The sequence below is a fragment of the Terrirubrum flagellatum genome, from assembly GCF_022059845.1.
Taxonomy (GTDB): Bacteria; Pseudomonadota; Alphaproteobacteria; order Rhizobiales; family Beijerinckiaceae; genus Terrirubrum; species Terrirubrum flagellatum.
The window spans coordinates 539,387-564,153 of the sequence record NZ_CP091851.1; the positions used below are offsets into that span (position 1 = coordinate 539,387).

The 24,767-nt window shown below is 63.2% G+C and carries 38 protein-coding genes and 1 tRNA gene; 13 read left to right on the forward strand and 26 right to left on the reverse strand.

Going from position 1 to position 24,767, the window contains the following annotated elements:
* On the forward strand, positions 1-651 hold the full coding sequence (locus L8F45_RS02650) for a Pr6Pr family membrane protein (RefSeq protein WP_342361336.1): 651 nt from the start codon (positions 1-3) through the stop codon (positions 649-651).
* Here L8F45_RS02650 and L8F45_RS02655 read toward each other — a convergent pair.
* Together L8F45_RS02655 and L8F45_RS02660 are read right to left on the reverse strand one after the other, a co-directional pair.
* On the reverse strand, positions 638-1,882 hold the full coding sequence (locus tag L8F45_RS02655) for a GGDEF domain-containing protein (protein WP_342361337.1): 1,245 nt from the start codon (positions 1,880-1,882) through the stop codon (positions 638-640). The genes L8F45_RS02650 and L8F45_RS02655 overlap by 14 nt on opposite strands.
* 459 nt (positions 1,883-2,341) lie before the next feature.
* A complete protein-coding gene (locus L8F45_RS02660; protein WP_342361338.1) occupies positions 2,342-3,592 on the reverse strand; it encodes an aminopeptidase in 1,251 nt (416 codons plus the stop codon).
* 1,113 nt (positions 3,593-4,705) lie between these two features.
* On the opposite strand from L8F45_RS02660, the gene L8F45_RS02665 reads away from it, so the two are divergent.
* From L8F45_RS02665 to L8F45_RS02695, 7 genes are all read left to right on the forward strand, one after another.
* A complete protein-coding gene (locus L8F45_RS02665; RefSeq protein WP_342361339.1) occupies positions 4,706-6,253 on the forward strand; it encodes a 2-isopropylmalate synthase in 1,548 nt (515 codons plus the stop codon).
* A gap of 140 nt (positions 6,254-6,393) precedes the next feature.
* Complete coding sequence (locus tag L8F45_RS02670) at positions 6,394-7,620, forward strand: hypothetical protein (RefSeq protein ID WP_342361340.1); 1,227 nt, start codon at positions 6,394-6,396, stop codon at positions 7,618-7,620.
* Between the two features lie 116 nt (positions 7,621-7,736).
* Positions 7,737-7,812, forward strand: a tRNA-Lys gene (locus L8F45_RS02675).
* A 321-nt stretch (positions 7,813-8,133) separates the two neighbouring features.
* Positions 8,134-8,388, forward strand: a complete 255-nt coding sequence (locus tag L8F45_RS02680) for a hypothetical protein (protein WP_342361341.1) — start codon at positions 8,134-8,136, stop codon at positions 8,386-8,388.
* Positions 8,388-8,720 (forward strand): hypothetical protein, encoded by a 333-nt coding sequence (locus L8F45_RS02685; RefSeq protein ID WP_342361342.1) that lies wholly within the window; start codon positions 8,388-8,390, stop codon positions 8,718-8,720. Before L8F45_RS02680 ends, L8F45_RS02685 begins: the two co-directional genes overlap by 1 nt.
* Positions 8,717-9,124 (forward strand): hypothetical protein, encoded by a 408-nt coding sequence (locus L8F45_RS02690; RefSeq protein ID WP_342361343.1) that lies wholly within the window; start codon positions 8,717-8,719, stop codon positions 9,122-9,124. Before L8F45_RS02685 ends, L8F45_RS02690 begins: the two co-directional genes overlap by 4 nt.
* 11 nt (positions 9,125-9,135) lie before the next feature.
* Positions 9,136-9,429 carry a hypothetical protein gene (locus L8F45_RS02695; protein WP_342361344.1) on the forward strand — a complete coding sequence of 98 codons (294 nt, stop codon included), beginning with the start codon at positions 9,136-9,138 and terminating at the stop codon, positions 9,427-9,429.
* Here the strand turns inward: L8F45_RS02695 and L8F45_RS02700 are convergent.
* The 23 genes from L8F45_RS02700 to L8F45_RS02810 all read right to left on the reverse strand — a co-directional run bounded on the left by L8F45_RS02700 (position 9,426) and on the right by L8F45_RS02810 (position 20,979).
* A complete protein-coding gene (locus L8F45_RS02700) occupies positions 9,426-10,163 on the reverse strand; it encodes an SOS response-associated peptidase (RefSeq protein WP_342361345.1) in 738 nt (245 codons plus the stop codon). The two genes, L8F45_RS02695 and L8F45_RS02700, sit on opposite strands and share 4 nt — an antisense overlap.
* Before the next feature lie 220 nt (positions 10,164-10,383).
* Entirely contained in the window at positions 10,384-10,719 is a 336-nt protein-coding gene (locus tag L8F45_RS02705; protein ID WP_342361346.1) for a hypothetical protein, read from the reverse strand.
* Between the two features lie 126 nt (positions 10,720-10,845).
* The gene (locus L8F45_RS02710; RefSeq protein ID WP_342361347.1) at positions 10,846-12,012 is read right to left on the reverse strand and encodes an AIPR family protein; all 1,167 of its coding nucleotides are present in this window, start codon (positions 12,010-12,012) and stop codon (positions 10,846-10,848) included.
* A gap of 176 nt (positions 12,013-12,188) precedes the next feature.
* The gene (locus tag L8F45_RS02715) at positions 12,189-12,494 is read right to left on the reverse strand and encodes a hypothetical protein (RefSeq protein WP_342361348.1); all 306 of its coding nucleotides are present in this window, start codon (positions 12,492-12,494) and stop codon (positions 12,189-12,191) included.
* A gap of 10 nt (positions 12,495-12,504) precedes the next feature.
* Positions 12,505-12,801 carry a hypothetical protein gene (locus L8F45_RS02720; protein ID WP_342361349.1) on the reverse strand — a complete coding sequence of 99 codons (297 nt, stop codon included), beginning with the start codon at positions 12,799-12,801 and terminating at the stop codon, positions 12,505-12,507.
* Entirely contained in the window at positions 12,798-13,124 is a 327-nt protein-coding gene (locus L8F45_RS02725) for a DUF1643 domain-containing protein (protein ID WP_342363350.1), read from the reverse strand. Before L8F45_RS02725 ends, L8F45_RS02720 begins: the two co-directional genes overlap by 4 nt.
* Entirely contained in the window at positions 13,030-13,314 is a 285-nt protein-coding gene (locus L8F45_RS02730; RefSeq protein WP_342361350.1) for a DUF1643 domain-containing protein, read from the reverse strand. Before L8F45_RS02730 ends, L8F45_RS02725 begins: the two co-directional genes overlap by 95 nt.
* Positions 13,307-14,086 (reverse strand): hypothetical protein, encoded by a 780-nt coding sequence (locus tag L8F45_RS02735; protein ID WP_342361351.1) that lies wholly within the window; start codon positions 14,084-14,086, stop codon positions 13,307-13,309. The genes L8F45_RS02730 and L8F45_RS02735 overlap by 8 nt, the downstream gene beginning before the upstream one ends.
* A complete protein-coding gene (locus tag L8F45_RS02740) occupies positions 14,083-14,313 on the reverse strand; it encodes a hypothetical protein (RefSeq protein ID WP_342361352.1) in 231 nt (76 codons plus the stop codon). Before L8F45_RS02740 ends, L8F45_RS02735 begins: the two co-directional genes overlap by 4 nt.
* The gene (locus L8F45_RS02745; RefSeq protein ID WP_342361353.1) at positions 14,310-14,717 is read right to left on the reverse strand and encodes a hypothetical protein; all 408 of its coding nucleotides are present in this window, start codon (positions 14,715-14,717) and stop codon (positions 14,310-14,312) included. The genes L8F45_RS02740 and L8F45_RS02745 overlap by 4 nt, the downstream gene beginning before the upstream one ends.
* 4 nt (positions 14,718-14,721) lie before the next feature.
* Positions 14,722-15,321, reverse strand: a complete 600-nt coding sequence (locus L8F45_RS02750; protein WP_342361354.1) for a hypothetical protein — start codon at positions 15,319-15,321, stop codon at positions 14,722-14,724.
* An 11-nt stretch (positions 15,322-15,332) separates the two neighbouring features.
* Positions 15,333-16,466: a hypothetical protein gene (locus tag L8F45_RS02755; protein ID WP_342361355.1), complete on the reverse strand. Its 1,134-nt coding sequence runs from the start codon at positions 16,464-16,466 to the stop codon at positions 15,333-15,335.
* Positions 16,466-16,798, reverse strand: coding sequence for a hypothetical protein (locus tag L8F45_RS02760; RefSeq protein ID WP_342361356.1), 333 nt, complete (start codon positions 16,796-16,798; stop codon positions 16,466-16,468). The genes L8F45_RS02755 and L8F45_RS02760 overlap by 1 nt, the downstream gene beginning before the upstream one ends.
* Positions 16,786-16,986, reverse strand: a complete 201-nt coding sequence (locus tag L8F45_RS02765; protein ID WP_342361357.1) for a hypothetical protein — start codon at positions 16,984-16,986, stop codon at positions 16,786-16,788. The genes L8F45_RS02760 and L8F45_RS02765 overlap by 13 nt, the downstream gene beginning before the upstream one ends.
* On the reverse strand, positions 16,986-17,267 hold the full coding sequence (locus L8F45_RS02770; protein WP_342361358.1) for a hypothetical protein: 282 nt from the start codon (positions 17,265-17,267) through the stop codon (positions 16,986-16,988). The genes L8F45_RS02765 and L8F45_RS02770 overlap by 1 nt, the downstream gene beginning before the upstream one ends.
* Positions 17,264-17,683: a hypothetical protein gene (locus L8F45_RS02775; RefSeq protein ID WP_342361359.1), complete on the reverse strand. Its 420-nt coding sequence runs from the start codon at positions 17,681-17,683 to the stop codon at positions 17,264-17,266. Before L8F45_RS02775 ends, L8F45_RS02770 begins: the two co-directional genes overlap by 4 nt.
* On the reverse strand, positions 17,670-18,038 hold the full coding sequence (locus L8F45_RS02780) for a hypothetical protein (RefSeq protein WP_342361360.1): 369 nt from the start codon (positions 18,036-18,038) through the stop codon (positions 17,670-17,672). Before L8F45_RS02780 ends, L8F45_RS02775 begins: the two co-directional genes overlap by 14 nt.
* Positions 18,035-18,292 (reverse strand): hypothetical protein, encoded by a 258-nt coding sequence (locus L8F45_RS02785; protein WP_342361361.1) that lies wholly within the window; start codon positions 18,290-18,292, stop codon positions 18,035-18,037. Before L8F45_RS02785 ends, L8F45_RS02780 begins: the two co-directional genes overlap by 4 nt.
* Positions 18,292-18,546, reverse strand: a complete 255-nt coding sequence (locus tag L8F45_RS02790; protein WP_342361362.1) for a DUF2312 domain-containing protein — start codon at positions 18,544-18,546, stop codon at positions 18,292-18,294. The genes L8F45_RS02785 and L8F45_RS02790 overlap by 1 nt, the downstream gene beginning before the upstream one ends.
* The gene (locus L8F45_RS02795; protein WP_342361363.1) at positions 18,543-19,355 is read right to left on the reverse strand and encodes a hypothetical protein; all 813 of its coding nucleotides are present in this window, start codon (positions 19,353-19,355) and stop codon (positions 18,543-18,545) included. Before L8F45_RS02795 ends, L8F45_RS02790 begins: the two co-directional genes overlap by 4 nt.
* Positions 19,352-19,564, reverse strand: a complete 213-nt coding sequence (locus L8F45_RS02800) for a hypothetical protein (protein WP_342361364.1) — start codon at positions 19,562-19,564, stop codon at positions 19,352-19,354. The genes L8F45_RS02795 and L8F45_RS02800 overlap by 4 nt, the downstream gene beginning before the upstream one ends.
* A 102-nt stretch (positions 19,565-19,666) precedes the next feature.
* On the reverse strand, positions 19,667-20,371 hold the full coding sequence (locus L8F45_RS02805) for a hypothetical protein (protein ID WP_342361365.1): 705 nt from the start codon (positions 20,369-20,371) through the stop codon (positions 19,667-19,669).
* Positions 20,353-20,979, reverse strand: coding sequence for a S24 family peptidase (locus L8F45_RS02810; protein ID WP_342361366.1), 627 nt, complete (start codon positions 20,977-20,979; stop codon positions 20,353-20,355). The genes L8F45_RS02805 and L8F45_RS02810 overlap by 19 nt, the downstream gene beginning before the upstream one ends.
* 88 nt (positions 20,980-21,067) lie before the next feature.
* Between L8F45_RS02810 and L8F45_RS02815 the strand changes: the two genes are divergently transcribed.
* On the forward strand, positions 21,068-21,340 hold the full coding sequence (locus L8F45_RS02815; protein ID WP_342361367.1) for a hypothetical protein: 273 nt from the start codon (positions 21,068-21,070) through the stop codon (positions 21,338-21,340).
* 33 nt (positions 21,341-21,373) lie between these two features.
* On the opposite strand, the gene L8F45_RS02820 is transcribed toward L8F45_RS02815, so the two are convergent.
* Positions 21,374-21,880 carry a hypothetical protein gene (locus L8F45_RS02820; RefSeq protein ID WP_342361368.1) on the reverse strand — a complete coding sequence of 169 codons (507 nt, stop codon included), beginning with the start codon at positions 21,878-21,880 and terminating at the stop codon, positions 21,374-21,376.
* Between L8F45_RS02820 and L8F45_RS02825 the strand changes: the two genes are divergently transcribed.
* The 4 genes from L8F45_RS02825 to L8F45_RS02840 are packed head-to-tail and all read left to right on the forward strand — an operon-like array spanning position 21,852 to position 24,698.
* The gene (locus tag L8F45_RS02825) at positions 21,852-22,952 is read left to right on the forward strand and encodes a DNA polymerase III subunit beta (RefSeq protein ID WP_342361369.1); all 1,101 of its coding nucleotides are present in this window, start codon (positions 21,852-21,854) and stop codon (positions 22,950-22,952) included. The genes L8F45_RS02820 and L8F45_RS02825 overlap by 29 nt on opposite strands.
* Complete coding sequence (locus L8F45_RS02830; protein WP_342361370.1) at positions 22,949-23,545, forward strand: MT-A70 family methyltransferase; 597 nt, start codon at positions 22,949-22,951, stop codon at positions 23,543-23,545. Before L8F45_RS02825 ends, L8F45_RS02830 begins: the two co-directional genes overlap by 4 nt.
* A complete protein-coding gene (locus L8F45_RS02835) occupies positions 23,542-24,315 on the forward strand; it encodes a helix-turn-helix domain-containing protein (protein ID WP_342361371.1) in 774 nt (257 codons plus the stop codon). The genes L8F45_RS02830 and L8F45_RS02835 overlap by 4 nt, the downstream gene beginning before the upstream one ends.
* Positions 24,312-24,698 (forward strand): RusA family crossover junction endodeoxyribonuclease, encoded by a 387-nt coding sequence (locus tag L8F45_RS02840; protein WP_342361372.1) that lies wholly within the window; start codon positions 24,312-24,314, stop codon positions 24,696-24,698. The genes L8F45_RS02835 and L8F45_RS02840 overlap by 4 nt, the downstream gene beginning before the upstream one ends.
* Positions 24,699-24,767: the final 69 nt, after the last annotated feature.

A 24,767-nucleotide genomic window follows, 5' to 3' on the forward strand; every position in this document is an offset into this window, starting at 1 on the left:
GTGTTCTCTAACGCCGCGCCGCTGCGACGCGCGGCGCTCGCAATCGTTCTCCTGTCGGCCGTTACGGGCGTGATCCTGCAAAGCATTGCGTCCGTCGGCTTCGCGCAGGCGCGGGGCCTGAGCCCCTTCTTCGGGCTCTGGCGCATGCTGCTGTTCTTCACGGTGCTGACCAACATCCTCGTGGCGGCGGTGTGTCTTGCGTCCCTCAGGGACGAGAAGGGCGAGAGTTTTCTCAGCAGCCCTTCGACGCAGGCGGCGACGGCGCTCTACATCATCATCGTTGGCGCGATTCACAATCTGCTGCTCGCCGATCTCCTGACGCTGAGCGGCCTGCGATCTGCGGCCGACTTTTTCATCCATGACGCGACGCCGATCCTCTATGTCGCGACATGGCTGCTCTTCTTGCGCAAGGGCGCGCTGCAATGGAGCGACGCGCTCTGGTGGCTCGCCTATCCCCTCTGCTATTTCGTCTATGTGCTCGTGCGCGGCGCGATCGACAATTTCTACCCCTATCCGTTTCTCGATGTCGCGCGGCAAGGCGCGACACAGGTGTCGCTCAACGGCGTCGCGCTGCTGGCGCTCTTTATCGGTCTCGGACTTGCGATCGTCGCGATTGATCGCGCGATAAAGCGCAGATTCAAGCCTGCCTGATTTTGCCCGCCAGCGCGACGACAGAGCCGCGCGCATTGTTGCGGTCCTCGCTATTCTTGAGGAAAGGCGGCCAGATCTGGTTGCGGCCGTTGCGCTTGGCGGCATAGAGCGCAGCGTCCGCGGCCGCGATCAATTCGGGCGCGGCGATCGCGGCGATGGGGCCGGCGGCGACGCCGAAGCTCGCCGTCACCACGCTGCGGAAGCCCATCGCTTCATGCGGCATGGCGAGCATTTCGAGCGAGCGGCGGATGCGCTCGGCCATGCGGATCGCCTGGCGCAGATCGAGGCCCGGCAGCAGCACGAGAATTTCTTCGCCGCCATAGCGGATCGCGGTGTCGCCGCCGCCGCGCAGCTCGGCGCGAACGCAGGCGGCGGCGCGCTTCAGGCAGAGATCGCCGGCGACATGGCCGTAACGATCGTTGAACAGCTTGAAATGATCGATGTCGATCATGATCATCGCGATGCTGGCGTCGTTCCAGGCGGGGTCGCCCCAGACGTCGTCGATGCGCGACGTCAGCAGACGCCGGCTGCCAAGCTCGGTGAGCGCGTCACGCATCGCGACCGCCTCGGCTTCGGCGTGACGCAGGCGATCGCGCAGCCCGTGCAGATAGACGCGCCGCGCGTCGCGTTCGAGATAGTAGTTGCTGATGAGCGTGAGATAGGCCGCGGCCGTCATCGTCGTCACCGCGGTTGCGGCGATCGGAATTGACAGATGCACGCTGGTGAAGACCGCAAGCGCATGAAGGATCAGGAAAATTGCGGAGACGATCATGGCGTAGCGATAGGGCAGGCGCTGGACCGTGTTGGTGAAGAGCAGCACCAGAATCACGAAATACTGGTAGTGCGCCGCGTCAGGCGAAGCCGTTAGCATGAACACGCCGAGCATCTGCAACGCCATCGCAAGCGGGATCGAGGCGGTGAGGGCTTCGCGAAGAAATTTCGGGCTCTCCTCTTTCGGAAAGCGTCCCGCGAAGATGATCCAGGGCGTCACGACGAAGGCGTGGAGCAACAGGGACAGGCGGAACTGATCCTGAAGCAGAAACCATTCGGGGATCAGAAAGAGATTGTAGCAGACGACATTCGCGAGCGTGGCGGCGCGCAGCCTGAGATGCCGGCGGTGGCGGCGATCGAGTTCGAAACGCTGTTCGAGCCAGTCCGGAAAATTGAGGGCCTTGCGCTTCGCGGCGATGAACTCGTCGACAGCGGCGAGCGTAACCTCAGTATCTCCCATCGCTACGCCTCCCGCGGCGCCGATGAACCACGCGTCATCGCCGCTGTCTTGCGCGCGCTTTATTGCCGCGTTCTTAAATCGATCGGAGAGACTCCCTCGGGAAGAATACCTATCGTAACGATAGGCGCTCGGCGGTCTTTATCGCACCGCTCTTCTTCGATGGAAGCGATGGCGCCTTGGTTGGATCGTTGTCGTGCGTCGCGCCTTCCCGGCTACGCCGTAGCGAAGCCGCTCCGGCTTCGCCGAGGCGAGCGGCGCGGATTCTTGCGCTGGGGCCGGACACGGTTCCGTTCCACTTCGTTGCACTTCACCGTTCCGGGGACGGCGACAGCTTCAGCGCTTCAAATTGAAGCTCCCTCCGTCCCCGGATTCGTGGAGCGAGCGGAGCGAGTGGAACGAAGTCCGGGGCCCAGCGAAGATTCGCGCCGAAAGGCGCGCTTCAATTCAGAACGCGATCCCTCACGCCCATTCGCCCTTGCGGAAGACAGGCGTGCGCGAACCATCGGCGCGCACGCCGTCGATGTCGACCTGGTCTGAGCCGATCATCCAGTCGATGTGGATGAAGCTCTTGTTGCCGCCCTGCGCCGCGATCTGCTCCGGCGTCAGCTTCGCGCCATCGATGAAGCATTTCGAATAGCACTGGCCGAGCGCGATGTGGCAGGACGCGTTCTCGTCGAACAAGGTATTGTAGAACAGGATGCCGCTCTGCGAGATCGGCGAGGAGTGCGGCACAAGCGCGACTTCGCCGAGACGGCGCGCGCCGTCGTCGGTGTCGATCACCTTGTTCAGCACTTCTTCGCCGCGCGTCGCCTTCGCCTCGACGATGCGGCCTTCCTCGAAGCGCACCTGGATGCCGTCGATCAGCGTGCCTTGATGCGAAAGCGGCTTGGTGCTTGCGACATGGCCGGAGACGCGACGCGCGTGCGGCGTGGTGAACACTTCCTCGGTCGGAATGTTCGGATTGCAGGTAATCCCGTTCTTCGCCGTCGAGGCGCCGCCCTGCCATTCATGGCCGTCGGCGAGGCCGATGATGAGGTCCGTGCCCGGGCCGGTGAAATGCAAGGAATGGAAACGCTGGCCATTCAGCCATTGCGTGCGCTTGCGCAAATTCGCGTTGTGCGTCTCCCACGCCGCGACCGGGTCGTCCTTGTCGACGCGCGAGGCCGCAAAGATCGCGTGCGCGAGCTTCGCCACAGCGACATCCTCGTCTTCGCCGGGGAAGACCTGCTTCGCCCAGGACGAGCCGGGATAGGCGACGATGTTCCAGTTGATGTCGAAGCCGGCGATCTTTTCGAGCGCTGGCTGATAGGCGATCGAGTTCGCCTTGTTGGCGCGCGCGACCTTGGCGGGATCTTCGCCTGACAGCAGCATGGGATTGTCGCCGACGATGGCGAGGCGCGCGGTGTTGGCGGCGAAGGCCTTGCCGACGCCGTCATAGAGCCAGGTCGGCGCGCGATCGAAGCTGAGATCATGGCCGTTGCGATAGCGCGCAAGCGTCATCTCCTCGTCGGCGAAGATCGGCGTCACGAGGCCGGCGCCGGCGGCGTAAGCGTGCTTCGCGACAAGCCTGACAAGCGGCAGCGCCGCGACCGGCGCGGTGAGGAAAAGGTCCTGCCCCGGCTGCAGGCGCAGGCCGACCTTCACGGCGACTTCGGCGAGACGGTCGAGCTTTTTGGCGTCGATGGCGGAGGGGAGGGGGAGTGTGGGCATGGGGAGCATCCAAAAGGGGAGGCGCGAAACCTGAGGGCCTGTCATCGCCGGGCTTGGGCTGACGATCCAGTGCAAAAACGCGGAGCGGGTTTGAAGTGATGGCGCAAGGCTCGGATCGGCCGTTCACGCGCAGTCTTCCTCCAGATGTCATCGCCCGGCTTGACCGGGCGATCCAGACCGCCGCTTCAACATTGTGGATGATCTCTGGATGCCCGGCTCAAGGCCGGGCATGACATTTGAAAAAAGATCGCGGGTCGCGACCGTGCCGCTTGACATTTCGTGATTAAATTCCTAATATTGATCTTGCCTCTGCTCTTCTCGGGGCCGTCCGGGTCAGGACCGAACGGGAGCGGAGGGCGGACCTGCGGATTTCCGCCACGACCTGGCGGCGGAGATTCCCGGGAGCTTCCGACGGCACGTCCGCCTGACAATACGATCAGGCTGTCCGAACGGACCTTAAGCGGTACGCCGCGGAGAGCGTGCGACGGGAGGTTTCAGAATCCGCGCCGGGAGCGCCGGAAGGCGAAATCCCATCACTCATTTTCGGCCGCGCCTATCGGCGCTCCCGGCCTCCCCTCGGAGGCGAGGATGAAGATGAAGGGAAAAGAGCAAAGCGGGACAGAAGGAATTGGAGCCGTGCAGGTGCGCGGGGAATTGGTGCGTTCCTTTGAACTGTCATCCCGGGCGCGCTGCAGCGCGAAGCGGTGCGGCGCAGACCCGGGATCTCTGAGGGATTAGCCAATCGCAAAGCGATCCCGGATCAGCGGCGCATCATTGCATGCTGCGCCGCGTCCGGGATGACGGCCGCGCTCTTCGCACGCTTGCCTCTCTGTTCGCCCTCCGTTAACAGGCTTGCCCTAGGTTCACGGGGCTGCACGGAACAGCGCGGCCGGATGAGGACAGCGCGTGTCGATCGATGTTGCGATCTCGACCGGAATGAGGGGCGGCTCCGCCCTGTCCGCGCGCGCGCTCCTTCCGCTTCTTCTTAGCCGCCCCTGAGGGCCGGCCGGGCGTTGCGCCTGGGCGCTCAGGGGACGCGAAACGAACCCGAAGCCCATTCAAGCGCGCCATCATGATCCCGGATCGGGCGCGAAAGACCGAAGGATCAAATCCATGACCTCCGCATCCAAAGATCGCGTCGTCATCTTCGACACCACCTTGCGCGACGGCGAGCAATGCCCCGGCGCCACCATGACGCTGGAGGAGAAGCTCCAAGTCGCCGACCTGCTCGATGAGATGGGCGTCGACATCATCGAGGCCGGATTCCCGATCGCCTCGAACGGCGATTTCGAAGCGGTGTCGCTGATCGCCGAGCGCGTGAAGAACGCTGTTGTCGCCGGCCTCGCGCGCGCCGCCTTCGGCGACATCGACCGCGCCGGCGAAGCGGTGAAGAAAGCGCGTCGTCCGCGCATCCACACCTTCCTGTCGACCTCGCCGGTGCACATGAAGCACAAGCTGCAGAAGTCGCCGGAAGAAGTGCTGGAGATGGTGATCGCGCAGGTGAAGCGCGCGCGCAATCTCGTCGACGACGTCGAATGGTCGGCCGAAGACGGCACGCGCACGGAGCATGATTTCCTCTGCCGCTGCGTCGAGGAAGCGATCAAGGCGGGCGCGACGACGATCAATATCCCCGACACCGTAGGCTATTCCGCGCCGGACGAATATCGTTCGCTGTTCCGCATGGTGCGCGAACGCGTGCCGAACTCCGACAAGGCGATCTTCTCCGTCCACTGCCACAATGATCTCGGCATGGCGGTGGCGAATTCGATCGCCGGCGTCGAAGGCGGCGCGCGCCAGATCGAATGCACGATCAACGGCATTGGCGAACGCGCGGGCAATGCAGCGCTGGAAGAGATCGTGATGGCGATCAAGACGCGCAACGACATCTTCCCGTTCGAATGCGGCGTGAAGAACGAGATGCTGATGCGCGCTTCGCGCGTCGTCTCGGCGGTGACATCATTCCCGGTGCAGTACAACAAGGCGATCGTCGGCCGGAACGCGTTCGCGCATGAGAGCGGCATCCATCAGGATGGCATGCTCAAGAACACGCAGACCTACGAGATCATGACGCCGGAGAGCGTCGGCGTGTCGAAGACCTCGCTGGTGATGGGCAAGCATTCCGGACGCAACGCGTTCCGCGACAAATTGCAGACGCTCGGCTATTCGCTGTCGGACAATCAGATCCAGGATGCGTTCGTGCGCTTCAAGGAGCTGGCCGACCGCAAGAAGGAAATCTTCGACGAGGATATCGAGTCGCTGGTCGATGAAAATCTGGCGGGCGCGCGCGACCGGATGAAGGTGTTGTCCCTTCTCGTCGTGGCGGGCACAATCAAGGAGCAGATCGCGACCCTGACGCTCGATATCGACGGCGCCCATCGCACGGTGCAGTCGACCGGCAACGGCCCCGTTGACGCGACCTTCAACGCGATCAAGGCGCTTGCGCCCCATGACGCGGTGCTGGAGCTCTATCAGGTGCATGCCGTCACCGCGGGCACGGACGCGCAGGCGGAAGTGTCGGTGAGACTCACCGCCGACAGCCGCACCTTCACCGGCAAGGGCGCCGATCCCGATACGCTCGTCGCCTCGGCGAAGGCCTATCTCTCCGCGCTCAACAAGCTGATGGCGCGCGGCGACCGGCTGCACGCGCAGGCGGCGGAATAACCCGACGTCAGTCTCTCGCGGAGGGGCGGCCTCATGGCCGCCCTTCTTGCATAGGAGCATAAGGTCCTGAGAGTGTGCGCTCGCGCACAGGGCGCGCGGCCGCGCATCGTCATGATCCCGGCCCTACGCGAGAGGAGCCGATGGACCCGCGCAGAAATCGAGGTCCCGTGATCGAGCGGGCGAACGAGCCCGGGCTACCGCGCGGCCTCGTGCGGATCGTTGTCGTGGTCGCGCTGGGCTGGCTCGCCTACGCGACCGGCTATTTGCCCGACACGTCGTCGATCGAGCGCGGCTGGACGGAGGTGTCGTCAGAGGTTGAGAAGATGTGGGCCTCCGCGACCTCGCCATCGACTCCGACGCCTGCGCCTTCGCGGCCAACGCAAACCTCGTCCGTGCGTCCGCCGTCGCCGCCGATCTCCGTCCCGTCGCCGCCAGTTGCGCAGCCGACAACTGCTCCGCCGCCCTCCAAGTCGGACAAGGACTTCGCGGACTTTATGGCGTTCACGCGCCGCATGACGGGCATGAACAACCAGCCCGGCGCGAAGCCGCCAGAGCCGCCAGCCGCGCCTGCCAGCGATCCCTTCGCGGATTCATTCAAGCGCGATGTGCTTGGCCAGCTTCCGGCGAAGCCGCCGGCTTCGGGCGACGTCGCCTCGGCCTCTCCGCCGCCGCAGAGCGCGCGGCCTACGCCGTCGCCTTCCGCTCCGACTCCGCCGGCGTCGCCCGCGCCTGACGCCACCCGCACCTCATTGTTCCCAAGGCCGCCGGGAACGCCGGCCGCGCCGTTCCCGGCTGATGCGGTCGACAAGTTCGTCTCGCAGCAGCTCGATCTGTTCAACGCCTCGCGTGATGTGCCGGCGAAGCGCGTCGCCATGGAGAAGATCATGGCGGCCGCGGAGATCGGTCATGGACCGTCGCGCGGCGTGATCGTGCGCGGCTTCCCGGCCTCGACCATTATCCGCGACGTGGTTCCGGCGAGCGACGTCGTGCGCTTCGCGCTCGATTTCATCGTGCAGAAGCGCGCCTATTCCAACGACGCCAGGCGCGATTTCGTCGCGCTGGCCCAGTGGCTCGACGGCGACGGCCGGTCGACGTTGGTCGGCGAGGCGGTGTTCGAAGCAATGCGGGATGATTCCCGTCTGCAGAGCCCCGACGCGCTCAACGACCTGATGTCGCTGCTGTCACGCACCGATCGCGGCTGCGCCGCGCTCAGCCGTCATCTCGGCGGCGGCGATGCGGCCTGCAGCCGCGAGCTGGCGACGGCGGCGGTGGAGCGGGCGAAGCAGGCCGGCGCGGGCGGCGTCGACGCCAGGCGCTTCCGCGACGGCGTCGATACGCTCAGGAAATCGCTTGGCGATCCGACCTGACCCTGCGCGCGGAGGCGCCCGTCCACAGCTGGCTTGAAAGGGTGTGGACAGGGCGGAGAGGCTTTGCTAGACGCCTCCCCGCAACGGGCGGCTTGGCCGCCCTGTTTGTTTCGTGTGGGCGCATAGCTCAGTTGGTAGAGCAGGTGACTCTTAATCACCGGGTCCTAGGTTCGAGCCCTAGTGCGCCCACCACTCGAACAAACGACCTCTCTCTCAAAATAGCGTAGCGAAATCAGCCAGATAGGCGGATGGAATTGCGCGTGTAGACAAATAATTTCACATCCACGACGCGTTCATATGGGCCGATTTCAGGATTATCAGCCTATAAATACCAACAAAAACACGCCCGCACGCACCCAATCAAACAGTCTGATGGGCAAGCGATGGGCAAGCGGGCATGGCTCTTGACTCTTTTGGCGTTGAGAACAGAATAAGAACATCTCAACTGGGCGGGTTCTGACGCCCCGGCGCACGACGCGCCGGGATCGGCCCGCCGTTGCCTGGAGTGGAGTCATGGGCAGCACGACATATTTCGTCGTCATCCCGTTCGCGGAGGATGAGGAGGGCGATCTCTGCGCCCTCGAACCGATCGAAGCGCGCAATCCGTCGAACGCGATCTTCAAGGCTCGAGATGTCGGTTCTCGAAACGCCGGCGCCGTCGCCTTCAGCCGCAGTGGCGATCTCAACCTTGGCGAGTTCGACGACGCGGTCATTCTCGCGCGCGTTGGCAAGGTGCCTGATGACCTCGCCGGCCTCGCAGGCGAGTGATGGCGAGGGCGAAGGGCGCGCTCAGCGCCGAGCAAATGAATCTGGGCTGGCCGCATCGCTGCGAGGTCCCCGTCTGCCGGACGGATTTCTCCGCCTGGTGCCGGCTGCATCGGGAACTGATTGATGCTGCGCGTCCGGACGGCCGGTCGATCATGAGCGGCTACGACGACGCCGAGACCCTGATTTATTGCTTCCCGACGCCGGAGGCCGCGGACGCCTTCCACACGCGCTTTGGCGGCGAGAGGCATGAGATCGTCGCCGAGTATCGCGTCGACGCTCTGGGATGGCCTACGGGCCGCCTGAAGGGCTTCCGTCGGGTAGCGCGCCCGTGATCAGCGGCCGAGGCCCTTCGGACCCCGTGATCGAGCAGGACGATCAGCTCCTGACCTATCCCTTTGTCGTTGTTCGCGTGGGCTGCAAGGTTTGCAACAAGGTCAAGCGCTACCGACTGGCGAGGCTCGTCGAAACCTTCGGCGCCGACGCGACCATGGCGCATGTGCTCGACCGCATCACGATCAACTGCCCCTGGCGGATGGACCGCACCGTGAAGGGCCGGATCAAGAAGCCGATCACCGATGAGAAATGCGGCGCCTACTATCTCGACCTCGAAGGCCCGCGACCGCCGCCAGATGACCCCGCCGCGCCGTCCAGGCCGACGCTGGTGCATTCCGTTCCCTACGACCACTCCCAGAGCCCGCGCGAGATCAAGCGGCTCCGGCGCGCCCTGCGGGGCTGAGGAGATACGCCATGCAAGATCGAGACACCGACTATGTCGTGTTCCCGCCGAAGGGTAAGCGCGCAGCCGTCGAGCGCCTGATTCCCGAGATTATGGCCTATCTCGGCAGGGAGTTTCCGGAATGGTGTTTCGGCATCATGACGATCGTCGACGGCGAGTCGGACGAGTTCTCCGTGATCCCGATCGTCGGCTTCGTCGGCGATGCGGAGTTTGCACCGCGGAAGCCGATGCCGCCGATGCACATCGCCAAGGAGGCGAAGTACCTGCTGAAGCGGTTCGATCTCGGTGCGGCCGCGCTGAATTAATCTTCAGGGTCCTTCTTCGCGCCGCGCGCGACGATTTCGAGCGCGCCGTTTGGCAACGGCTTCACCAGCTTCTGCGCCTCGGCCCACGGAGCCGTCATCCAGATTTCGACCTCTTCCGCGGTGCGCAGGATGACAGGCATCGCCTTGGGGTGAATCGCCTTGACCTCCTTGTTGGGATCGGTGGTCAGGAAGGCGAACAGGTCCGACGTGATGCGTTCGCCCTTGAGCGAGCGCTTGCCCGTCCATTGCGGCGCCCAGAGGCCGGCGAAGAAGGCGACCGGTCGATCGACGTCGAACGCGAACCAGATGTCGCCGCCGGCATCCTTGTTGAACTCGCTGAACGACGTGAACGGCACGACGCACCGAAACTTCGGGTCGAACCATTTTTTCCAATGCGCGCTGTCGAGGTTGCGCACATTGGTCACGCCCCGGTCGGGCTCATCCGCGAGGAGCTGCTTGAACTCCTCCTTCGACAGCGCGCGGCCTTCCTTCTTCTCGATCGCCTTGGCGCGCTTGGTCGCAGCCTGGACCTGCACGAAATTCGGCGATGGCATACCCCACCGCACCTTCGTCAGTTCGCGCAGCCCATCGCGATTCCGGATAATCGGCGCGAGAAAATCTGGATAGATGCTGGTCTGCGGCGCGAAATTGCCGATGTCATGGGCGACATCGAACTCCCGAACAATTTCCCGGATCGCCTCGATGTTGGTTGTGAGCGAGTAGAGGTTGCACATCAGCGCGTCTGCTTTCTGGTGTCCCAGGCCGGTTCAACGCGAGCTATGCCCTTCTTCTCGCAACGCAAGCATCTGAAGCGCTGCGAAAGGCCGATCATGGTCAGATCGGTCGGCAGTCCCGCCGCCTTGACTTCGCTCGTATGGCCGCAGGGACAAATGACCCTCACGGCCGTCACCCCATTCTCGGCGAGATCCCGCACGCGCATGGGCTGGCCGGGCATCAGTGCAAATATCTCGGCGCGCTGCCGATCAGAGCGATGCGTCGCTCCTCCGCCGCCCGGATTGCCTGCGCGATCTGATACTGCTGGGCGACGAGGTCGATGAGATGATTGGCGCCAAACTCGTAGCCTTCGCGAACGGCCTCATCATTGTCCCATGCCTCGCACATGGCTGTCGCCGCGCTCACGATCTCCGCGCGGACGTCGTCGGCTAGGTCCCCGAACAGCCCGAGATTGCGATCGTTCGTGATCGCTTCGCATAGGCGCTCCATGGCCTTGCGGTGTTCGTCTTGAAGGCGGTCCTGGACGGCTCTCGCGCGGCGATAGTCAGTCGGCATAGATGCGATTCTGGCCGCCCGGCCGACAAGAGTCGAGGGCTATGCAAGTCGGCGAGTTAGATTGGCGTGAGATCGTCTGTCTGTTGTGGCCGGGGCGGATCGCGCCGCCCCGGCGCTGTCAGCCGCTCACGCGAACACGCCCTTGTTGTCAAGACGCGCATAGATCGCGGTAATCCGGAGCAGCGACGAATAGCACGCCTTGCTCTTGCCCATGGTTTGCGGATTGTGGTCCGCGATCTCCATGTACGATTGCTTTGCCGCCTCGATGAGTTCCGCATCAGTTAGCATACCGGGCTTCTGAAGCTGCCACCCCTTTTTCCGGTCCTTCTTCACGAAGGCCGAATGAGCTGCGAGGATCGGGAAAATGACTCCGTCGGGAACCTCCACGATCTGTCCGTCTTCGCGATCAATTGATCGGATCCGCGTTCCCTTGAAGCCCTGGTGAGATTTCCACTTCTCATAGAGCTTCCAGGCCTCCGGCGCGAGCTGCAGGCAACACTGATAGACGTCAGACGGGCCATCTTCGACAATCTTCTGGAAGAGCTTCAAACAGCGAGTCTTCTGACTGTACGTAAACACCTTGTTTGTCGGGTCGGCCTGGTCAAGCTTTCTCGTAATCTCGTCCGGGAGCAGGGCAAAAATGACTTGTATTAGCTTCTCGGTGTCGAGAAAATCTCCGTCGGCTGTGAGATCGGTCTCGGACTTGCGCAGACGCGCATGCGGGAACACTGTCTGAACGTGCGCTTCCAGATCGTCTAGCTGCCCCCTGCGGCCCGCAATTGAAATCGCGCGCACATCATTCTGAAAGTTGCGCGCGATCGAGATTTCCGCAATCAGGTCGTCGTCGTCCGTAACGATCAGTTCGAATTTGATACTCGGCGTTGTTCCACCCGCCGCAGCGTATTCCTCGAAATATCTGATCAGCTCGCCCTGCGTCTGAGAGCCGTTGATGATGCTGGGCCTGCGGAGTTTTATGATCTTCTCGCGGTCGTCGACAGTAGCGTCCCGAGCGACGATCACCATGCCGCCGTTCAGGATACTGAACTGGTCGGGCTGATCACGCAGGGTCTTGCGGATGGCTTGATGAACAAGCGTTGGCGTGCGCTTCTGCTTACCCTTCGCATCGACCAGGTATTCGCGGACGTTTTCATTGTCTTCGAGGTGAAGGACCGAGGTGCTCGGCGCGTGACCGCTGTAGACTTTGCGGCCGGCGTTATCATCTTCGGGCGCGCTGATATTGCGGCAGGTGAGATAACGAAACAGGACTTCGTTTGCAGAGCCTTTAGCTTGCATCGTTCTTCTCCATCATCCGACGACCGCTGACTGTTTGGCGCGCCCACCTGGGCGACCGCAGCGAGTCGACACGATTTGGCTAAGACGGAGGCGAGCGCCCGTCAAGAGGGATAGAGATGGTCGGAGAGTTCAGGCCAGCCTAATGCGTAGCCAGCTTGTCAGTGTCAGCGAGCCGCTCATGGCCCCGCCTCGTTGACTTTGAGGTCGATATCGAAGCCGAGCACCTTTTTGAGCGCGTCGCCGGCGGCAGCAACGTTGATTATTGGCTTGGATGTGTCGGGGCAGATTGTGATCGTCCCGCGCAGCTCGGGCCTCGTGAACAGGCTCTTTGGCAGCGTGGCCGTCAGGAACATCGCCCGTTCGTCGCGGTCGATGGTCCCCTTCGTCCGGGTCAGCCGCATGTTGCCGCGGGCGTCGAACACCAACCAGAATTCGTAAACGATCGAGTCGTGCGTGGCCCTGCTGCTGCGCGGTCCTGCCATCTAATTCTCCTCAGAACGGGATATCGTCGGTGCGAACGAGCTCGGTCCATCTCACGGGTTCGTTCACTTGCGCCTCGGCGATCGCCTCAAGCACGAAGAAGGATTTGCCGGGATTCGCGCGCGCAAGCCGCCCAGCCTCCGCCCGCGCTGAGGCCTCGGAGTTGTGCCGATGCGACGGTGGAGATTTCCCGTCTGGCGACCAGACGAGATGGAAGGAGTAAGCGTCCTTCCTCTCCCCGCCGATCGACTTCAATTCTGCGATTTTGGCGCTGAGTCCGGCCCGGACCTGTTCAATAGACTTTGTCATGGCCTGATCCATTCGATGATGGGGCGGTCGTAGGAGAGTGTGAGCGGATGGAGCGGATGGCCGTCGCTCGCGGTGCCGAAACAATGCAGCCGCGCGCCTGCGCGCTCCGCCATCGCTGCGATATCGGGCCAGCGGCCGTGCAGCTCCTCGGGCAGCTTCTTCAGCGATCCCCAGGCGACGATGACAATTTCGGCCTCACGCAGGACTTCCCCGATGTGCCGATCGCAATCAGGTCCGATTGGATGCGTCGCGCGAGCAAGGCCCCCTGATGTCGCGCGAGCGCAGGGCGAACTTGTTGACGACGTCGATGCGGCTCCAGCGATGCCGCTCGGCGAATCCGAGCAGCTTCCGGATCGTGTGATCGTCGCGATCCGCGTCCGCTGTCGACGGGTTCACCATGATCACGCCTGCGCGCAGCCCGCGATGCTCAGTCATGCGCCAGAGGCGATAGCGATAGGTTCCGCAGTCCGAGATGACAGCGCCGGAAACCTCCCGGCCCCAGATGTCATGCATCAGCGGACTCCTTGATCGACACGTCCTTTGCCATCTCGTCGAACGCCGCGCGTACCCTCTGCAGGTGCTTCTCCAACGTTTGGATATGGCTGCCTAGCGAGCCGTACACTTCGTCGAGACCGATTGTCTCAATGAGCTTGATCGCGCGTCCGTAGGCCTTCGATGCCCTCCAATCTGTCAGGCTGATGCCCGACGCCTGTTCGATGGCCGCGATCTTGTCGACCTTCTCCTGAAGAATGATGGTTCGCTCACGCACTCGACGATCAAAGTCTTCGGTCATGCGCTCACGCGCATCGGCGACACGCTGCGCGACAACGCTGTCAATCAACGCAGTGTCAATCTCGGACGACCGCCTGAGCATTGCAGCCATGAAAGATCGAGGCCATGGTTTGGGCTCTAGCTTTGGCGCGTCGACGATCTGACGAAGTCCGCCGCGCTCCTTGCCGTCGAATTCGATCAAGCCCCAGGTCGGCGGCAGATCACTTTTGTCAACGATCTCCTTTGGGGCGACGATCCACCAACGATTGCAATACTGGCAGATCTCCTCCGCCTTATGCGGCTGCGCCAGCTCGCGCTTCCAATCGCTCTTCGAGACCTTGACCTCGAAACCATGCAATTCGAGGCCTCGGGATGGGAACAGGTTCATCGCCAAGGCGTCAGCGTAGCGATAATTGCGCGCGCCGGTGCCGTTTGCGACGTTGAGCATCAACGCCCATTCTGGCTGTGCGTAGCGCTTCTTGAGCGCGGCATAGATGGCGGGCGAGGCGATCATGCCTGCTTCACGCTCCATGAGTGATCGGGGTCGCTGACGGTCTGGAAGAACTCAGCCGCCTTGGCGCAGGCCTGGCTCCGAATTTTCGCAGCACGCTGCTTCTCGGGTTCACTCATCGCGCCTTGCATCTCGTTAAGGCGCGGGCTGAAGACCGTTTCGTGCTCGACATTGATGTCGCCGCCACGATCGTAAACCTTGAGGGTCAACGTTCCGAGCAATGCGTTCACGCTGCAACCCTCCGATTGACGCCGCGCAAGCTCTCGATCGCCTGCTCCATCGTCGGATGCCGCTCGTGGAGCAGTCCTTCACGACCCGTCCGAGGCCACATGGCGACGCGAAGTCGGCTGGGAGCGACGGCGCTGATCTCGACGCGCACGAGACGGTCGTGCGCAGCAATCACGAGCCGCGTCAGGCTGTCATTGTCGTAGGTCGCGAGCGTGCGATAGCTGACCACGAACGCGACGCCGCGCCCGTACCACCAGTCGACTCGCGTCCAGTTCAATGAAACGTTCCAGGGCGCGCCGAGGCCTGTCGTCAGGACCTCCACGGCCTTTCGCTGAAACTCCGTCAGCACGAAGCGTTCGGCCTTGCCGGCGCTCAGATGATTTTCGACCCAATCGGCAGCGCTCATGTTCTCACCATGGTTGTCGGCCGCCGCCCGCGCCGCGCATCTTCAGTTTTGGATATCGCCGTCCCAACTTTTCGAGCGTCAGCTCTTCGTAGCGTCTGTAACCGCCAAGCCCTGGCCTCAGACCGATCGCTTTCATAGGCTCCCAACCGGCCGCAACCGCGCGCAGGACATCGCCGTGGCTGTCCATCCAACGCGGCGCTACGCTGACAATTCGCGTGCCGTTGATCGCCCGGATTTCATCGAGCGCCGGCGCCATGTGAGGCCACAACGCGAGTGACGAGAATGCTTGGTCCCAAATTCTGTCGCCGGGAAGTTCATCGAGCGCGCCCGCTATCCACCGTGCGTAGAGCGCTGTTTCGGCCCAGCGCAATTCGGCTTCGCTGGGTTCCTTCGCATACGAGTGCGAGTGCGGCAGTCTGATTGCGTCGACGAGCGATCTTGCTGCATCGTAGGGCGCTTCTCTTCCATCGCGAAATCGCGACTGAAACGGATTCCCCCAGACCTGGACGCCGTCGACATTGATACCCTTCGGCCTTGTGCCGAAGCGCTTCAATTGCAACCGGGGCGCGGCGAGCCGCCACGCCTCACGCTGCGACGGCGTCATGCTCTCGTAGTTCACTGCACGCCAACCGGAGCGAAGAGGAACACGCGATCGGTTTCGCCGCGCGCGCGCAGGAGCACCGGCGTTCGCGGCTCCTCGACCGACATCGAAATTTCGACAGTGTCGGCGGCGACGATCTTGAGGGCTTCGGTGATCTGCCGTCCGTTCAGCTTGGCAATGAAATCCGGCCCCTCGATCTCGACCTCGATGGCCTCCTCAGCCTTCGCGCCGGTGCCGATCGGCGGCGTGTAAAGCAGGACTCCGATGTCGCTTTGTTTCACGCGGATCTGTGATCCGTTGAGCGCGTCCTTGCCGGCCGCTTCAATCACGACCATGCAGCGGCGCAGGGCCGCGGCGAAAGTGTCGCCGTCAGAGCGCAGCAACCGCTCGCGCGGCATCTCGAAGAGGGACAGGGCGTCGAGTGGATTGGCGACGTCGATCAGCTTGGAGCCCAGCTTCCAGTTGCCGACCGTGGCGAACAGCCCGTTCTCGCCGACGTCGATCGCGATCTCGTCGATGCTCGTGCTCTTGTCGAGAATCTGCTTCATCGCGCCTGGCGGCGCGACGAAGGTCGGCATATGCGCCCACCCGTCTGGCAAGCCGGTCCAGGCAATCGAGATCATGATCCCGTTGCCGCCCGTGATCTCAAGCCGCCCATCGCGCGGGCGGAACGTGATACCGGAATATTTCGTGATTTCGTGGCCGTCCTTGCCGGAGGCCATCGCGCATTCGAGCGCGCGGCGAAGATCCTTGGTGCTCAAGGTCGCGCGCCAGGGCGTGTCGAAGTTGAAGTGGGGAGGGAAGTCGGCGGCCGGCAGGATCGGCATGCGCGACGTGTAACGGCCCGACTGGATATTGACCGCTGTTTCGCCCTCATAATCGAAGGCGACCTGCGCGCCATTGGGGAGGCTGCTGACGATCTGTTTCAGGTGAAGCGCATTGACTGTGAAGGCAGTCGCCCTGTCGGCCTCGCACGGGATCGTCTCCGTGATGCTGACGCTGAGATCGTGCCCGGTGACTTTCAGGAGCGAGTTGCTTGCCTCCAGAAGTACATTGTCGAGCACGGCGATCGTGTTTGCGCTCTTGATCAGGCCCGAGACGGAGCCCAGCGCGCGATTGAGTTCGCGGACCTCTGCGACAACAGTCATCAGCGATCTCCCAGCAGGCCGGAGAGGCCGCTGAAGCTGTCGCTGAGCCCGCGCTCCAGATATTCGAGCGCCGCCTGATGATCGCCGCGCCGGAAGCGCGCTGCGGCTTCGTCGACGTCGCCGGCGTGCCTGATGTGGTTCGGCGCAGGCGGCGGGCTCAGCCGCGTGCCGTCCTGGCTGAAAGGCAACGTCGGCGCATCGTCGATCCGCTTCGCCATTTCGGCGACAGTCTTGCGCGGCACGAGGATGCGAAGAGACGCAGCGCTCCCGCCGAGATCAATCTCGACTTCGATTCCGGCCGCGAAGACCTCGCGGAGCTTTATTTCCCCCATTGCTTCAACTCCTGCGCCAGGCGTTCGATCTTCCCGATCTGCCGTTTCATGTGCTCACTCGCGCGTTGCGGCGTCGCGTTGTCGTAGAGCGCGCCTTGCCCCATCTCGGCGGCGAGCCGGTTCGTCATGCGCCCGAACATCACGGGCGATCGGCTGCGCTTCGGCGTGGGGCTGTCGAAGCGCGCCATCAGTTCATCTTTGTGCGGTCGACGCCGGCGGCCTGCGGCAGCGTGGTCAAGCCAGCGCCGATCATCCGGTGTTTTTGCGCCATCGAAGCGCCCAGCATCTGAAGAAGTGCGCCAACGCGATCCCCGCCCGCGTCCGCGGTCATATCAGCGGCGACTTCGCCAAGCGCGCTGAAGACTTTCACGTCGCTGACCAGCCGAACGCCATCCTCGACTCGCTCACCATGTTCGCGAGCCCATTTCTCGATCTCATCCATGAGATGGCAGTGGAGACAGGGCTTCATGCCGCCGCTCCCTTCATCGCCTCGGCGTTCGCCTCGGCGATCCGCTGGACGAGATCATCGATCGACGCTGCGGCGTCCGCAGGCGAAGTCGCGCCAGCAAGCCGCGTGGTTACATAGGCGGCCGCAAGCTGATCCAGCTTGTTGGAGATCACCTTCTCCATGACCGTCCACTGATCGCGCCCGGTGACGATCATCGCCCACTGCCGCGCGAGCGGCGCATTGAGCGCGGTGACGTTGAGCAGGATCGAGTCCGCCGTCGGTCGCTCAGGCTGCGGCGCCGTCGGGCGTTCCGTCGCTGGCGCGGTGACGGGCGCCGGCTCCTCGCGCTTCGCGTCAATGCCGTTCTGCAAGTCTTCCGCGATCGCGGCGACGCCGGCGGCGCGCAAAGCATTCGGATCGGGGCTATTCAGATCCACGAGCGCTTCTCCTGTTTGAACCGCGGATTCCGGCTTCCGGACCCGCCGGTCGCTTCTGACGACGCGGGCGGCGTTGTGCGCGCGATGATCGCGGCACGGATTTCGGCTTCACCGGCGCGTCCTGCTTCTCGATCCACCAGGCTTCCAGCATGCGCAGCGTGCAGAACCGTCGACGCCGGGCCGGCTCCCATCCTGCTTTCAGCTTGCCGCTGCCCATCCAGTTTTTGAGGTTGCGATCGGAGACGGGCTTGCCATCGCCGTCGTAGATTCCGCGCGACGCCATCCAGCCGCGGATTTCGTCGAAGGAGAGGATGCGATCCTTCTCTTCCGGGTTCGGCAGCGTCAGCGCGCTCATTTGCGCCTCCGCAGATATGCGGCGTCGGGGTCGTCGAAGAGATCGCGGCCGACGCGCTCGTGATCGCTGACCGCGCTCGCAGCGAGCGCGATGCCGCCGAAGATCGCGGAGATGAAGAAGGCCGCGACGGAGAACGCTGCTGACGCGCGCGGCGCTACGCCCAGCCAGTGCGTCGCTTCGTAGGCGTAGAAGCCGGCGACGCCCGCTGCGAATGCAGCAACGACGATTGACATCATGCAGACGGCGCGGCGCATCACTGCATCCCCAGCGCTTGGAGATACAGCTCCAGCACAGCCTCTGCTTGCTGGCGCTCGGCGCGATCCTTCTTGCGCAGCCGAACAATCGAGCGCACTGCCGGAGCATCGAAGCCGCGGCCCTTCAGTTCCGCGTAGACTTCCTTGATGTCGGACGCGATGCCGGCCTTCTCTTCCTCAAGCCGCTCGATGCGCTCGACGAACTGCTTGAGTTCATCGGCCGCAACGCCGGTGTCGGCGACGTCAGTCGTCATAGAAGGTCCTCGATGTTGGGGAGGTCGGGATCGCCCATCCAGTCGGAGACGTGGTTCGACGCCTCCCAGAGGGGCGCGATAAAATCGGTTCGCATGCCGCCATCCCGAAGATCGTCAATCAGGTGGTTGAGCCAAGTCAGAGCGATAGCGCCGTCGGCGGCCTTGCGCGGCATCTCGCGCGCGTGCCGTTCAGCCTCAGCGATCATCCTCAAAGCGGCGCTGAAGCAGATCGCCAATTCCTTCGGATCGAAGGAGCGCAAGATGTCATCGTCGCGCTGCCAGTCGGCGAATCCGATGCGCCCCTCGATCTCAAGGGCGACCTTGTCGTAGAATTTGATGATATCGCGCTCGTCGCTCGTCGGCGGCGTCAAAGACAGCTTGCGATCAATCAGATCATCGAAGTTCGTTTTGATGCCCGACCACGCGGCGCGAACTTCGGCCTCCATGAAGCCGTGAACGATGGCGCAGCGAGCGGCGAGCGAATTGAGCACCGGCGTCGCCTTGTCGCCGACGTACGTCTCCTGAGCGTCGTGCAGTCTCGCCTTGGCAGTGATGAAGGGCGTGACGTCTGCGTGCAACGATGTCGGCTTCGACGCCCGCCGTCGCACCAGCCACGCGACGAAGTCAGAGTGCGTGCAGAGGTCGATGCGAACATGGGACTGCGCTAGAAAGCGCGGCTGCCGCGCCAGGCCCCATGCGATGTCAGCGAAGTCGATATCCTCGATCGTGGGGTTGAGGACGTCGACCAGGCGACCCGACCGCATGCGGATCTTGGTGTTCGACGCCGTCATCGCGCGCTCGCCGCTCATGCGCGGCTCCCGAAAGCGACCTGACGAGACGCAAGGGCGAGGACGAAGTGCGAGACCGAAGCCCTCGGATCGCTCGCCAGCCTCTGCCGGAGCAGGTCCATGCGGACGGTGAAGGCCGCGGCGAGGCGCCAGGAGCCGGTGAGCTTTGCGATGGCCGCCGCGCTTGGGGCGCGGGCTGCGGAGGCGAGATCAGGGGCGTCGTTTGTCATCGTCAGCCTTTGTTGGGCTGACTTACACCATATTGGTGCCGGTTATGTCAACACCAAAATGGTGTTACTAAGAAAATCCCCAGAATTTCCGAATCGACTGCCTCAGCTTGACGCGACCCCTCCAATGCTCACCCAAATCCCAAATTCTGCGGAAACGGAAACTCGGACGCCATTCACCAGCGCTTCGCGCCTTTTCTTCACCTTCGGCGCATCCAGGTATAGCTTTGAGAGCTTGCGCCGATCGTCCTGAGTCATCCCTGGGATGAAGGCATCGATCGCCACGAGATAAGCGTTCAACATGCTGACGCCGGGGACCACTCCGCCCGGCGAGACCATCAGGATTTCGTGAACGAACGGTCCCTTCGATTGCTGCGTGACCATGAAGTGGTTGTCATTTGGCAGCGCGTATTTGCAGACTCTACTTCCGTTCGGGCTGGTAGGGTCTGAGCAAAGCTCCAGACGAATTTCCTGATCCATTTTTAGAGCGCGAGATTTCTCGTTATAGAGTCTTTCCACGTCAGCCATTATCACGCGCGGAGAGCCCGGCGTTGGAGCGGATTCTGGCGCGGCGAGAAGCGCGCTGGGGCTCGCCTTCGATAGTGCGTCTGGCGGCGGAAAATCAGGGCTGATGTGCGAGAATTCGTTCGGTCTTGCCGCCTTCGCGTCCTTGACCCTCAAATCGTAGCAACGCAGCCGCTCGATCGGATCGGTTTTGAGCGCGCAGAAGCCGACTTCCACCATCTGCGCCCGCGCCGAGACGCATCCTGCGACGAGCAGCGCCGCGACTCCTATGCGAATCGGACCCATCTGATCTTTCCGCATTGAACGACGTCCTGATCGATTAGCACTTCTGCGTTGGGGCTTTCGAGATTGTAGAGATCGGCGTCGGACCCGCGCTGCAGCGTCTTCATCATGCGCGATCCATCCTCGAGCCTGACGAGGCAGACGCGGCCGATCATGTCTTTCGGCGAGGTCTGCCGCTTCTCGACGCAGACGATGTCCTTGTCCCTATAGAATGGCAGCATCGAGCCGCCGTCGACCTCGAAGATTTCGCAATCGTCAAGAATCTCCTGGGGCATATCCACGTCGAGCGGATAGCCGTCGTCCTCACTCTCGAAGATGTGCGCGCCGGCGCCGATCCGGCCGGAGATCAGCGGTTGTGCGCCGGCCTTCTTCTTCGTCGGGTGGCCGCGGCCCGAGAGTAGCCAGACCCAATCGACAGAGAACGCGCGAGCGTATTTCTGCGCCTCCTCCTCTGACAAACCCTGCTCAAGTCGCGTGCCGTCCTCGTGGCGGGCATAGGTGCCGCGCGACCAGTCCATGGTCATCCATGCGCTGCGGGCGGACTTAAAGCCCGCATTGATTCTCGCCCATTTCAGCCGGGCGGCCTGCGTCGACCAGTCGGGTTTCACCATGTCGCGCAGCTTATCGAACGCTTGACACCGTTTGGGTGTTACCCCATAACGGTGTCACTACACCAAAATGGTGCCAATCGAGCGGGGCATGTTGAACCTCACTACCGACATCACCGATTTCAAGGGTCTCATCGCCGCCATGGGCGGCCCGTCGGGCGCTTCTGACGCCACCGGCATCGATCGCCGCGCGCTCTGCAACATGAGTTCCCGTAACGCCGCCTCCTCGGTCCACTGGCGCGATTTCGCGGCCGGCGCCGCCAAACGCGGCATTCCTGTCGATGAGCGTGACTTCGCCCGCTGGGAAGCCCTCGCGAAAGTCGAGCGCGAACTCGCTGAAGCTGCTGAGCGGGTGGCGGCCTGATCCCATGAACATCTCCTTTCAACGCGGACGTCTTCAACCAGATCGGCCGGACGGGTCATCCCTTCCGGAAGGTCGCTTCATCCGGAGGGCATCGACCGCGTGAGTTGTGTCTTGGCGTTCATCGAAGATGCGGAGCAGGCCGCCCGCATTCTCGAAGATCACGAATTTCAGCGGCTTGAGGGGATGGTCGAGAAGCCACGCGTTGAAGCGCGCAAGGAGGTCTGCCGACTTGTCGGCTGCTCGCCCGGCACGCTGGAAAATCTGCGTCGCGGTCGGCTGAAGCGCATCGAGAAGTGGCTGCACGACGCTTTGTCGCGCGCGCTGGTCCGAAAGATCGAACATGAAATCAAACGACTTAACGCCGAACTGGAAGCCGCTGAGCGAAGCCTCGGGCTTTTTGCTGAGCCAGACGTCGAAGCGCTGGCGCGCGAAATCAAGGCTGTGGTGGCGCGCGCTGACAAGCTTCGGGAGGCGCTGAGACATGGGGGCAATCACCTTCAAAGCGGGTGAGATGGCGCGCGCCGCGCGCGCCGCGAACATGGCGGTCGAGCGTCGCACGACGGTTCCGATCCTCGGCTGCATCCGCATCAAGCGCTCGGTCCGCGAAACGATGGCCGATTTCATCGGAACCGACCTCGATCTCAGCGTGTCGACTTTCGCCGCGTGCCAGGCCGACGACGAGGATTTCGATCTCGCGCTGCCGGCGCGGACGCTGCTCGATCTCGCGCGCGCCTTTCCAGCGGATGCGCTGATCAAGCTGAGGCCGCAGGCGGGAAATGTCTGCATCGTCGACGCCGACGATTGCCGTTTCCGCATCGAGGGCCTGCCGCCGAAGGATTGGCCCGACGCGATCTTTTCTCCGCCGGCGCACGAGTCCGTCCTGTCGGCGACCTTCGATTTCGCGACATCCGTGCGGCGTCTCCTGCCATTCATGAGCGGTGAGGAGACGCGGTATTATCTTTGCGGCGTCGGGTTCCAGGGCGACATGCTGGCCGCCACGAACGGCCACATCCTTGGCAAGATTTTGCTGCCGCCGGAAGCGCGCGGGCGGTGCGTCATCGTGCCGGCGAAAGCCTGCAAACTGATCGCGAAGCTGATGCCGGAAGACCGGCCGCAAGAGACGATAGCGACGTCGACCAAATTCGTCTGCGTGAGCGATCGCGTCAGCATCGCGACGAAGCTGATCGACGGGACGTTTCCCGACATCGCGCGAGTTATCCCCAAAGAAATCGAGTTTAACGGCTTTGAAGCGCATATCCCGCGCGATCGAGTCGCTACCGCGCTGAAGCGCGCAACCATCGGTTTCGGGCCAGGTGAGAAAACGGTCGGCTTCTGCGTTGGCAGCGATGGCTTCGCGCAGATGCAGTCACGCACGGCGGTCATCAACCTCGGCTGCAGGCCGGACCGGGTTGGTGACGTCGCCTTCAATGTGAGACTGCTCGGCGACGTCATCAAGTTCCTGAAGGGCGACACGCTCCATTTCCGCGCCAGCGGCCCCGATGCCGGGCGCGACGGGCCGATGGTCGCGCTCGGCGATGGCGACGATCTCGCCGTGATCATGCCGATGCGATCGACCTTCGTCGACAGCCCGAAGTTTCAGGAGGCCGCGTGACTAACTGGCCCTTCGGCGATCTCAAGCCGCATCATTATCGCACGCTGCTGATCGACTGCCCCTGGGACTTCAAGGGCGGCAAGAACGGTCGCCCGCAACACTACAAGCGCATGACAGATCGCGAGCTGATGGCGCTGCCGATCCGTGATCTCTGCCATCCCGACGGCTGCCACATTTTTTTCTGGCTGACCTCACCGATGGCCGAGCGCGCTTACGACATCGCGAAGCAATGGCATGTTCGCCGATCGGGCCGCGCGTTCCTCTGGATCAAGACGCATAAGCGATGGTCGAGAGGCGAGCAGAGTCCGCTCTTCCTTGCGCCGGACGCATTCCACATCTCGACAGGCTACACGACGCGCAAGAACGCCGAAGACTGCGACCTCTTCACCGTTGGCAAGCCGAAGCGCCAGGCGAAGAACATCCGCGAATTGATCTTTGCGCCGCCGCGCGAGCACAGCCGCAAGCCGGAGGAGGCGAGGCGGCGCATCGAGCGCTACAGCCTCGGGCCTCGCGCCGAACTCTTCGCGCGCGAGCGCGCCGAGGGCTGGGACGCCTGGGGCAATGAGACCGATCGCTTTCGAGAGGCGGCATGAGTGCGCGCCTCCGTGGACCAGAGCCGCCCCTTGATCGCTACGCCGCCGCGCTCCTCTTCCTCGGGGATTGGGGCGCACGGCTGATGTCCACGCAATTATCCCCGAAATTATCAGAGCAACGCATTGGTGCTGACGTCGCTTGGGAGCGGCTGATTTCGGTCGCGAAGAGATCGTCGGGGCTGTCGTCGAATGCGATAGCTCATGGAGATGGCGGGCAGGCGACGACCACGATCCGAAAGGCGATCGCCTATGTGCTCGTGCATGCCTGCGCGCTGCAGAATGAGATCGTCGGCGATCTCATGGGGATTCCGCCCGAAGCCGTGATCAATGCAGTCGAGCAAGTCGACGATCGCGCTCGCAAGCTCATGCTTTCGCGGCGCATGCCGCCTGACCTGATGCTGATGGCGCTGTTGTCGGGCATGAGCGCGCTGCCCGTCGATCCCGATGGCCGCGTGAACGGCCGCATGCCCATCGCCGAGATCATCGGCATCGTGGCCGAGGCCTTCGGGACGCCAGAGATTGAGATCCGCTCTCAGCGTCGCTCGCGGACCGTCGCGCAGGCGCGCCAGGTCGCGATGTGGCTCGCGAAGCAGGCGACGCTCTCTTCGCTGCCGGAGATCGGCCGCCACTTCGCCGACCGCGATCACACGACGGTCATTCACGCCGTCAACAAGATCGACGTCATCGTCACGAAGATGCCGAAACCCGGCGACGTCAGCGTGCGGGGCTGGGCGCTCGCCTTCGCGAATTATTTCGAGAGGCAGCGGTGATCGACGTCCTGTTGCCTCTCCCGCCGAGCATCAACAAGAGCGAGCGTCGCTTCTCGCATGAATACAGGTTGTGGCTCGACGCGGTTGTAGCGAGCGCGCAGACGCTCATTGCGCCGACAGGAAAGATCGAAACGAAGTTCGACCTTGTCCTCATCGTGGCGAAGGACATGCGCGGCGATCTCGACAACAGGCTCAACCACATCATGGATTTTCTCGTCGAAGGCGAGCTTGTCGCGGATGACGGCGACGCGAGGGCGGTCATCGTCGTGCGCGATGAAGGAGAACTGGACAGGTTCCAGTGTCGCATGATCGTTCGGCCGCGTTGCGATCGCGATCTCGCTCGCATCATCATTGACGCCTTGGTGGCGGAGGGGGGGGCATGACTCTCCTGATCCGCAACGCTGCGCACCCGATTTTCTTTCATGCGCGACTCTGTGCAGAAGCGCCGCCCG

Bases quoted from the DNA above. Each gene is read 5' to 3' on its own strand.
- L8F45_RS02655 (WP_342361337.1), bottom strand. From the start codon at position 1,882: ATGGGAGATACTGAGGTTACGCTCGCCGCTGTCGACGAGTTCATCGCC.
- L8F45_RS02660 (WP_342361338.1), bottom strand. From the start codon at position 3,592: ATGCCCACACTCCCCCTCCCCTCCGCCATCGACGCCAAAAAGCTCGAC.
- L8F45_RS02665 (WP_342361339.1), top strand. From the start codon at position 4,706: ATGACCTCCGCATCCAAAGATCGCGTCGTCATCTTCGACACCACCTTG.
- L8F45_RS02670 (WP_342361340.1), top strand. From the start codon at position 6,394: ATGGACCCGCGCAGAAATCGAGGTCCCGTGATCGAGCGGGCGAACGAG.
- L8F45_RS02680 (WP_342361341.1), top strand. From the start codon at position 8,134: ATGGGCAGCACGACATATTTCGTCGTCATCCCGTTCGCGGAGGATGAG.
- L8F45_RS02685 (WP_342361342.1), top strand. From the start codon at position 8,388: ATGGCGAGGGCGAAGGGCGCGCTCAGCGCCGAGCAAATGAATCTGGGC.
- L8F45_RS02695 (WP_342361344.1), top strand. From the start codon at position 9,136: ATGCAAGATCGAGACACCGACTATGTCGTGTTCCCGCCGAAGGGTAAG.
- L8F45_RS02700 (WP_342361345.1), bottom strand. From the start codon at position 10,163: ATGTGCAACCTCTACTCGCTCACAACCAACATCGAGGCGATCCGGGAA.
- L8F45_RS02705 (WP_342361346.1), bottom strand. From the start codon at position 10,719: ATGCCGACTGACTATCGCCGCGCGAGAGCCGTCCAGGACCGCCTTCAA.
- L8F45_RS02710 (WP_342361347.1), bottom strand. From the start codon at position 12,012: ATGCAAGCTAAAGGCTCTGCAAACGAAGTCCTGTTTCGTTATCTCACC.
- L8F45_RS02715 (WP_342361348.1), bottom strand. From the start codon at position 12,494: ATGGCAGGACCGCGCAGCAGCAGGGCCACGCACGACTCGATCGTTTAC.
- L8F45_RS02720 (WP_342361349.1), bottom strand. From the start codon at position 12,801: ATGACAAAGTCTATTGAACAGGTCCGGGCCGGACTCAGCGCCAAAATC.
- L8F45_RS02730 (WP_342361350.1), bottom strand. From the start codon at position 13,314: ATGCATGACATCTGGGGCCGGGAGGTTTCCGGCGCTGTCATCTCGGAC.
- L8F45_RS02735 (WP_342361351.1), bottom strand. From the start codon at position 14,086: ATGATCGCCTCGCCCGCCATCTATGCCGCGCTCAAGAAGCGCTACGCA.
- L8F45_RS02745 (WP_342361353.1), bottom strand. From the start codon at position 14,717: ATGAGCGCTGCCGATTGGGTCGAAAATCATCTGAGCGCCGGCAAGGCC.
- L8F45_RS02750 (WP_342361354.1), bottom strand. From the start codon at position 15,321: ATGACGCCGTCGCAGCGTGAGGCGTGGCGGCTCGCCGCGCCCCGGTTG.
- L8F45_RS02755 (WP_342361355.1), bottom strand. From the start codon at position 16,466: ATGACTGTTGTCGCAGAGGTCCGCGAACTCAATCGCGCGCTGGGCTCC.
- L8F45_RS02760 (WP_342361356.1), bottom strand. From the start codon at position 16,798: ATGGGGGAAATAAAGCTCCGCGAGGTCTTCGCGGCCGGAATCGAAGTC.
- L8F45_RS02765 (WP_342361357.1), bottom strand. From the start codon at position 16,986: ATGGCGCGCTTCGACAGCCCCACGCCGAAGCGCAGCCGATCGCCCGTG.
- L8F45_RS02770 (WP_342361358.1), bottom strand. From the start codon at position 17,267: ATGAAGCCCTGTCTCCACTGCCATCTCATGGATGAGATCGAGAAATGG.
- L8F45_RS02780 (WP_342361360.1), bottom strand. From the start codon at position 18,038: ATGAGCGCGCTGACGCTGCCGAACCCGGAAGAGAAGGATCGCATCCTC.
- L8F45_RS02785 (WP_342361361.1), bottom strand. From the start codon at position 18,292: ATGCGCCGCGCCGTCTGCATGATGTCAATCGTCGTTGCTGCATTCGCA.
- L8F45_RS02790 (WP_342361362.1), bottom strand. From the start codon at position 18,546: ATGACGACTGACGTCGCCGACACCGGCGTTGCGGCCGATGAACTCAAG.
- L8F45_RS02795 (WP_342361363.1), bottom strand. From the start codon at position 19,355: ATGAGCGGCGAGCGCGCGATGACGGCGTCGAACACCAAGATCCGCATG.
- L8F45_RS02800 (WP_342361364.1), bottom strand. From the start codon at position 19,564: ATGACAAACGACGCCCCTGATCTCGCCTCCGCAGCCCGCGCCCCAAGC.
- L8F45_RS02805 (WP_342361365.1), bottom strand. From the start codon at position 20,371: ATGGGTCCGATTCGCATAGGAGTCGCGGCGCTGCTCGTCGCAGGATGC.
- L8F45_RS02810 (WP_342361366.1), bottom strand. From the start codon at position 20,979: ATGGTGAAACCCGACTGGTCGACGCAGGCCGCCCGGCTGAAATGGGCG.
- L8F45_RS02815 (WP_342361367.1), top strand. From the start codon at position 21,068: ATGTTGAACCTCACTACCGACATCACCGATTTCAAGGGTCTCATCGCC.
- L8F45_RS02825 (WP_342361369.1), top strand. From the start codon at position 21,852: ATGGCGCGCGCCGCGCGCGCCGCGAACATGGCGGTCGAGCGTCGCACG.
- L8F45_RS02820 (WP_342361368.1), bottom strand. From the start codon at position 21,880: ATGTTCGCGGCGCGCGCGGCGCGCGCCATCTCACCCGCTTTGAAGGTG.
- L8F45_RS02835 (WP_342361371.1), top strand. From the start codon at position 23,542: ATGAGTGCGCGCCTCCGTGGACCAGAGCCGCCCCTTGATCGCTACGCC.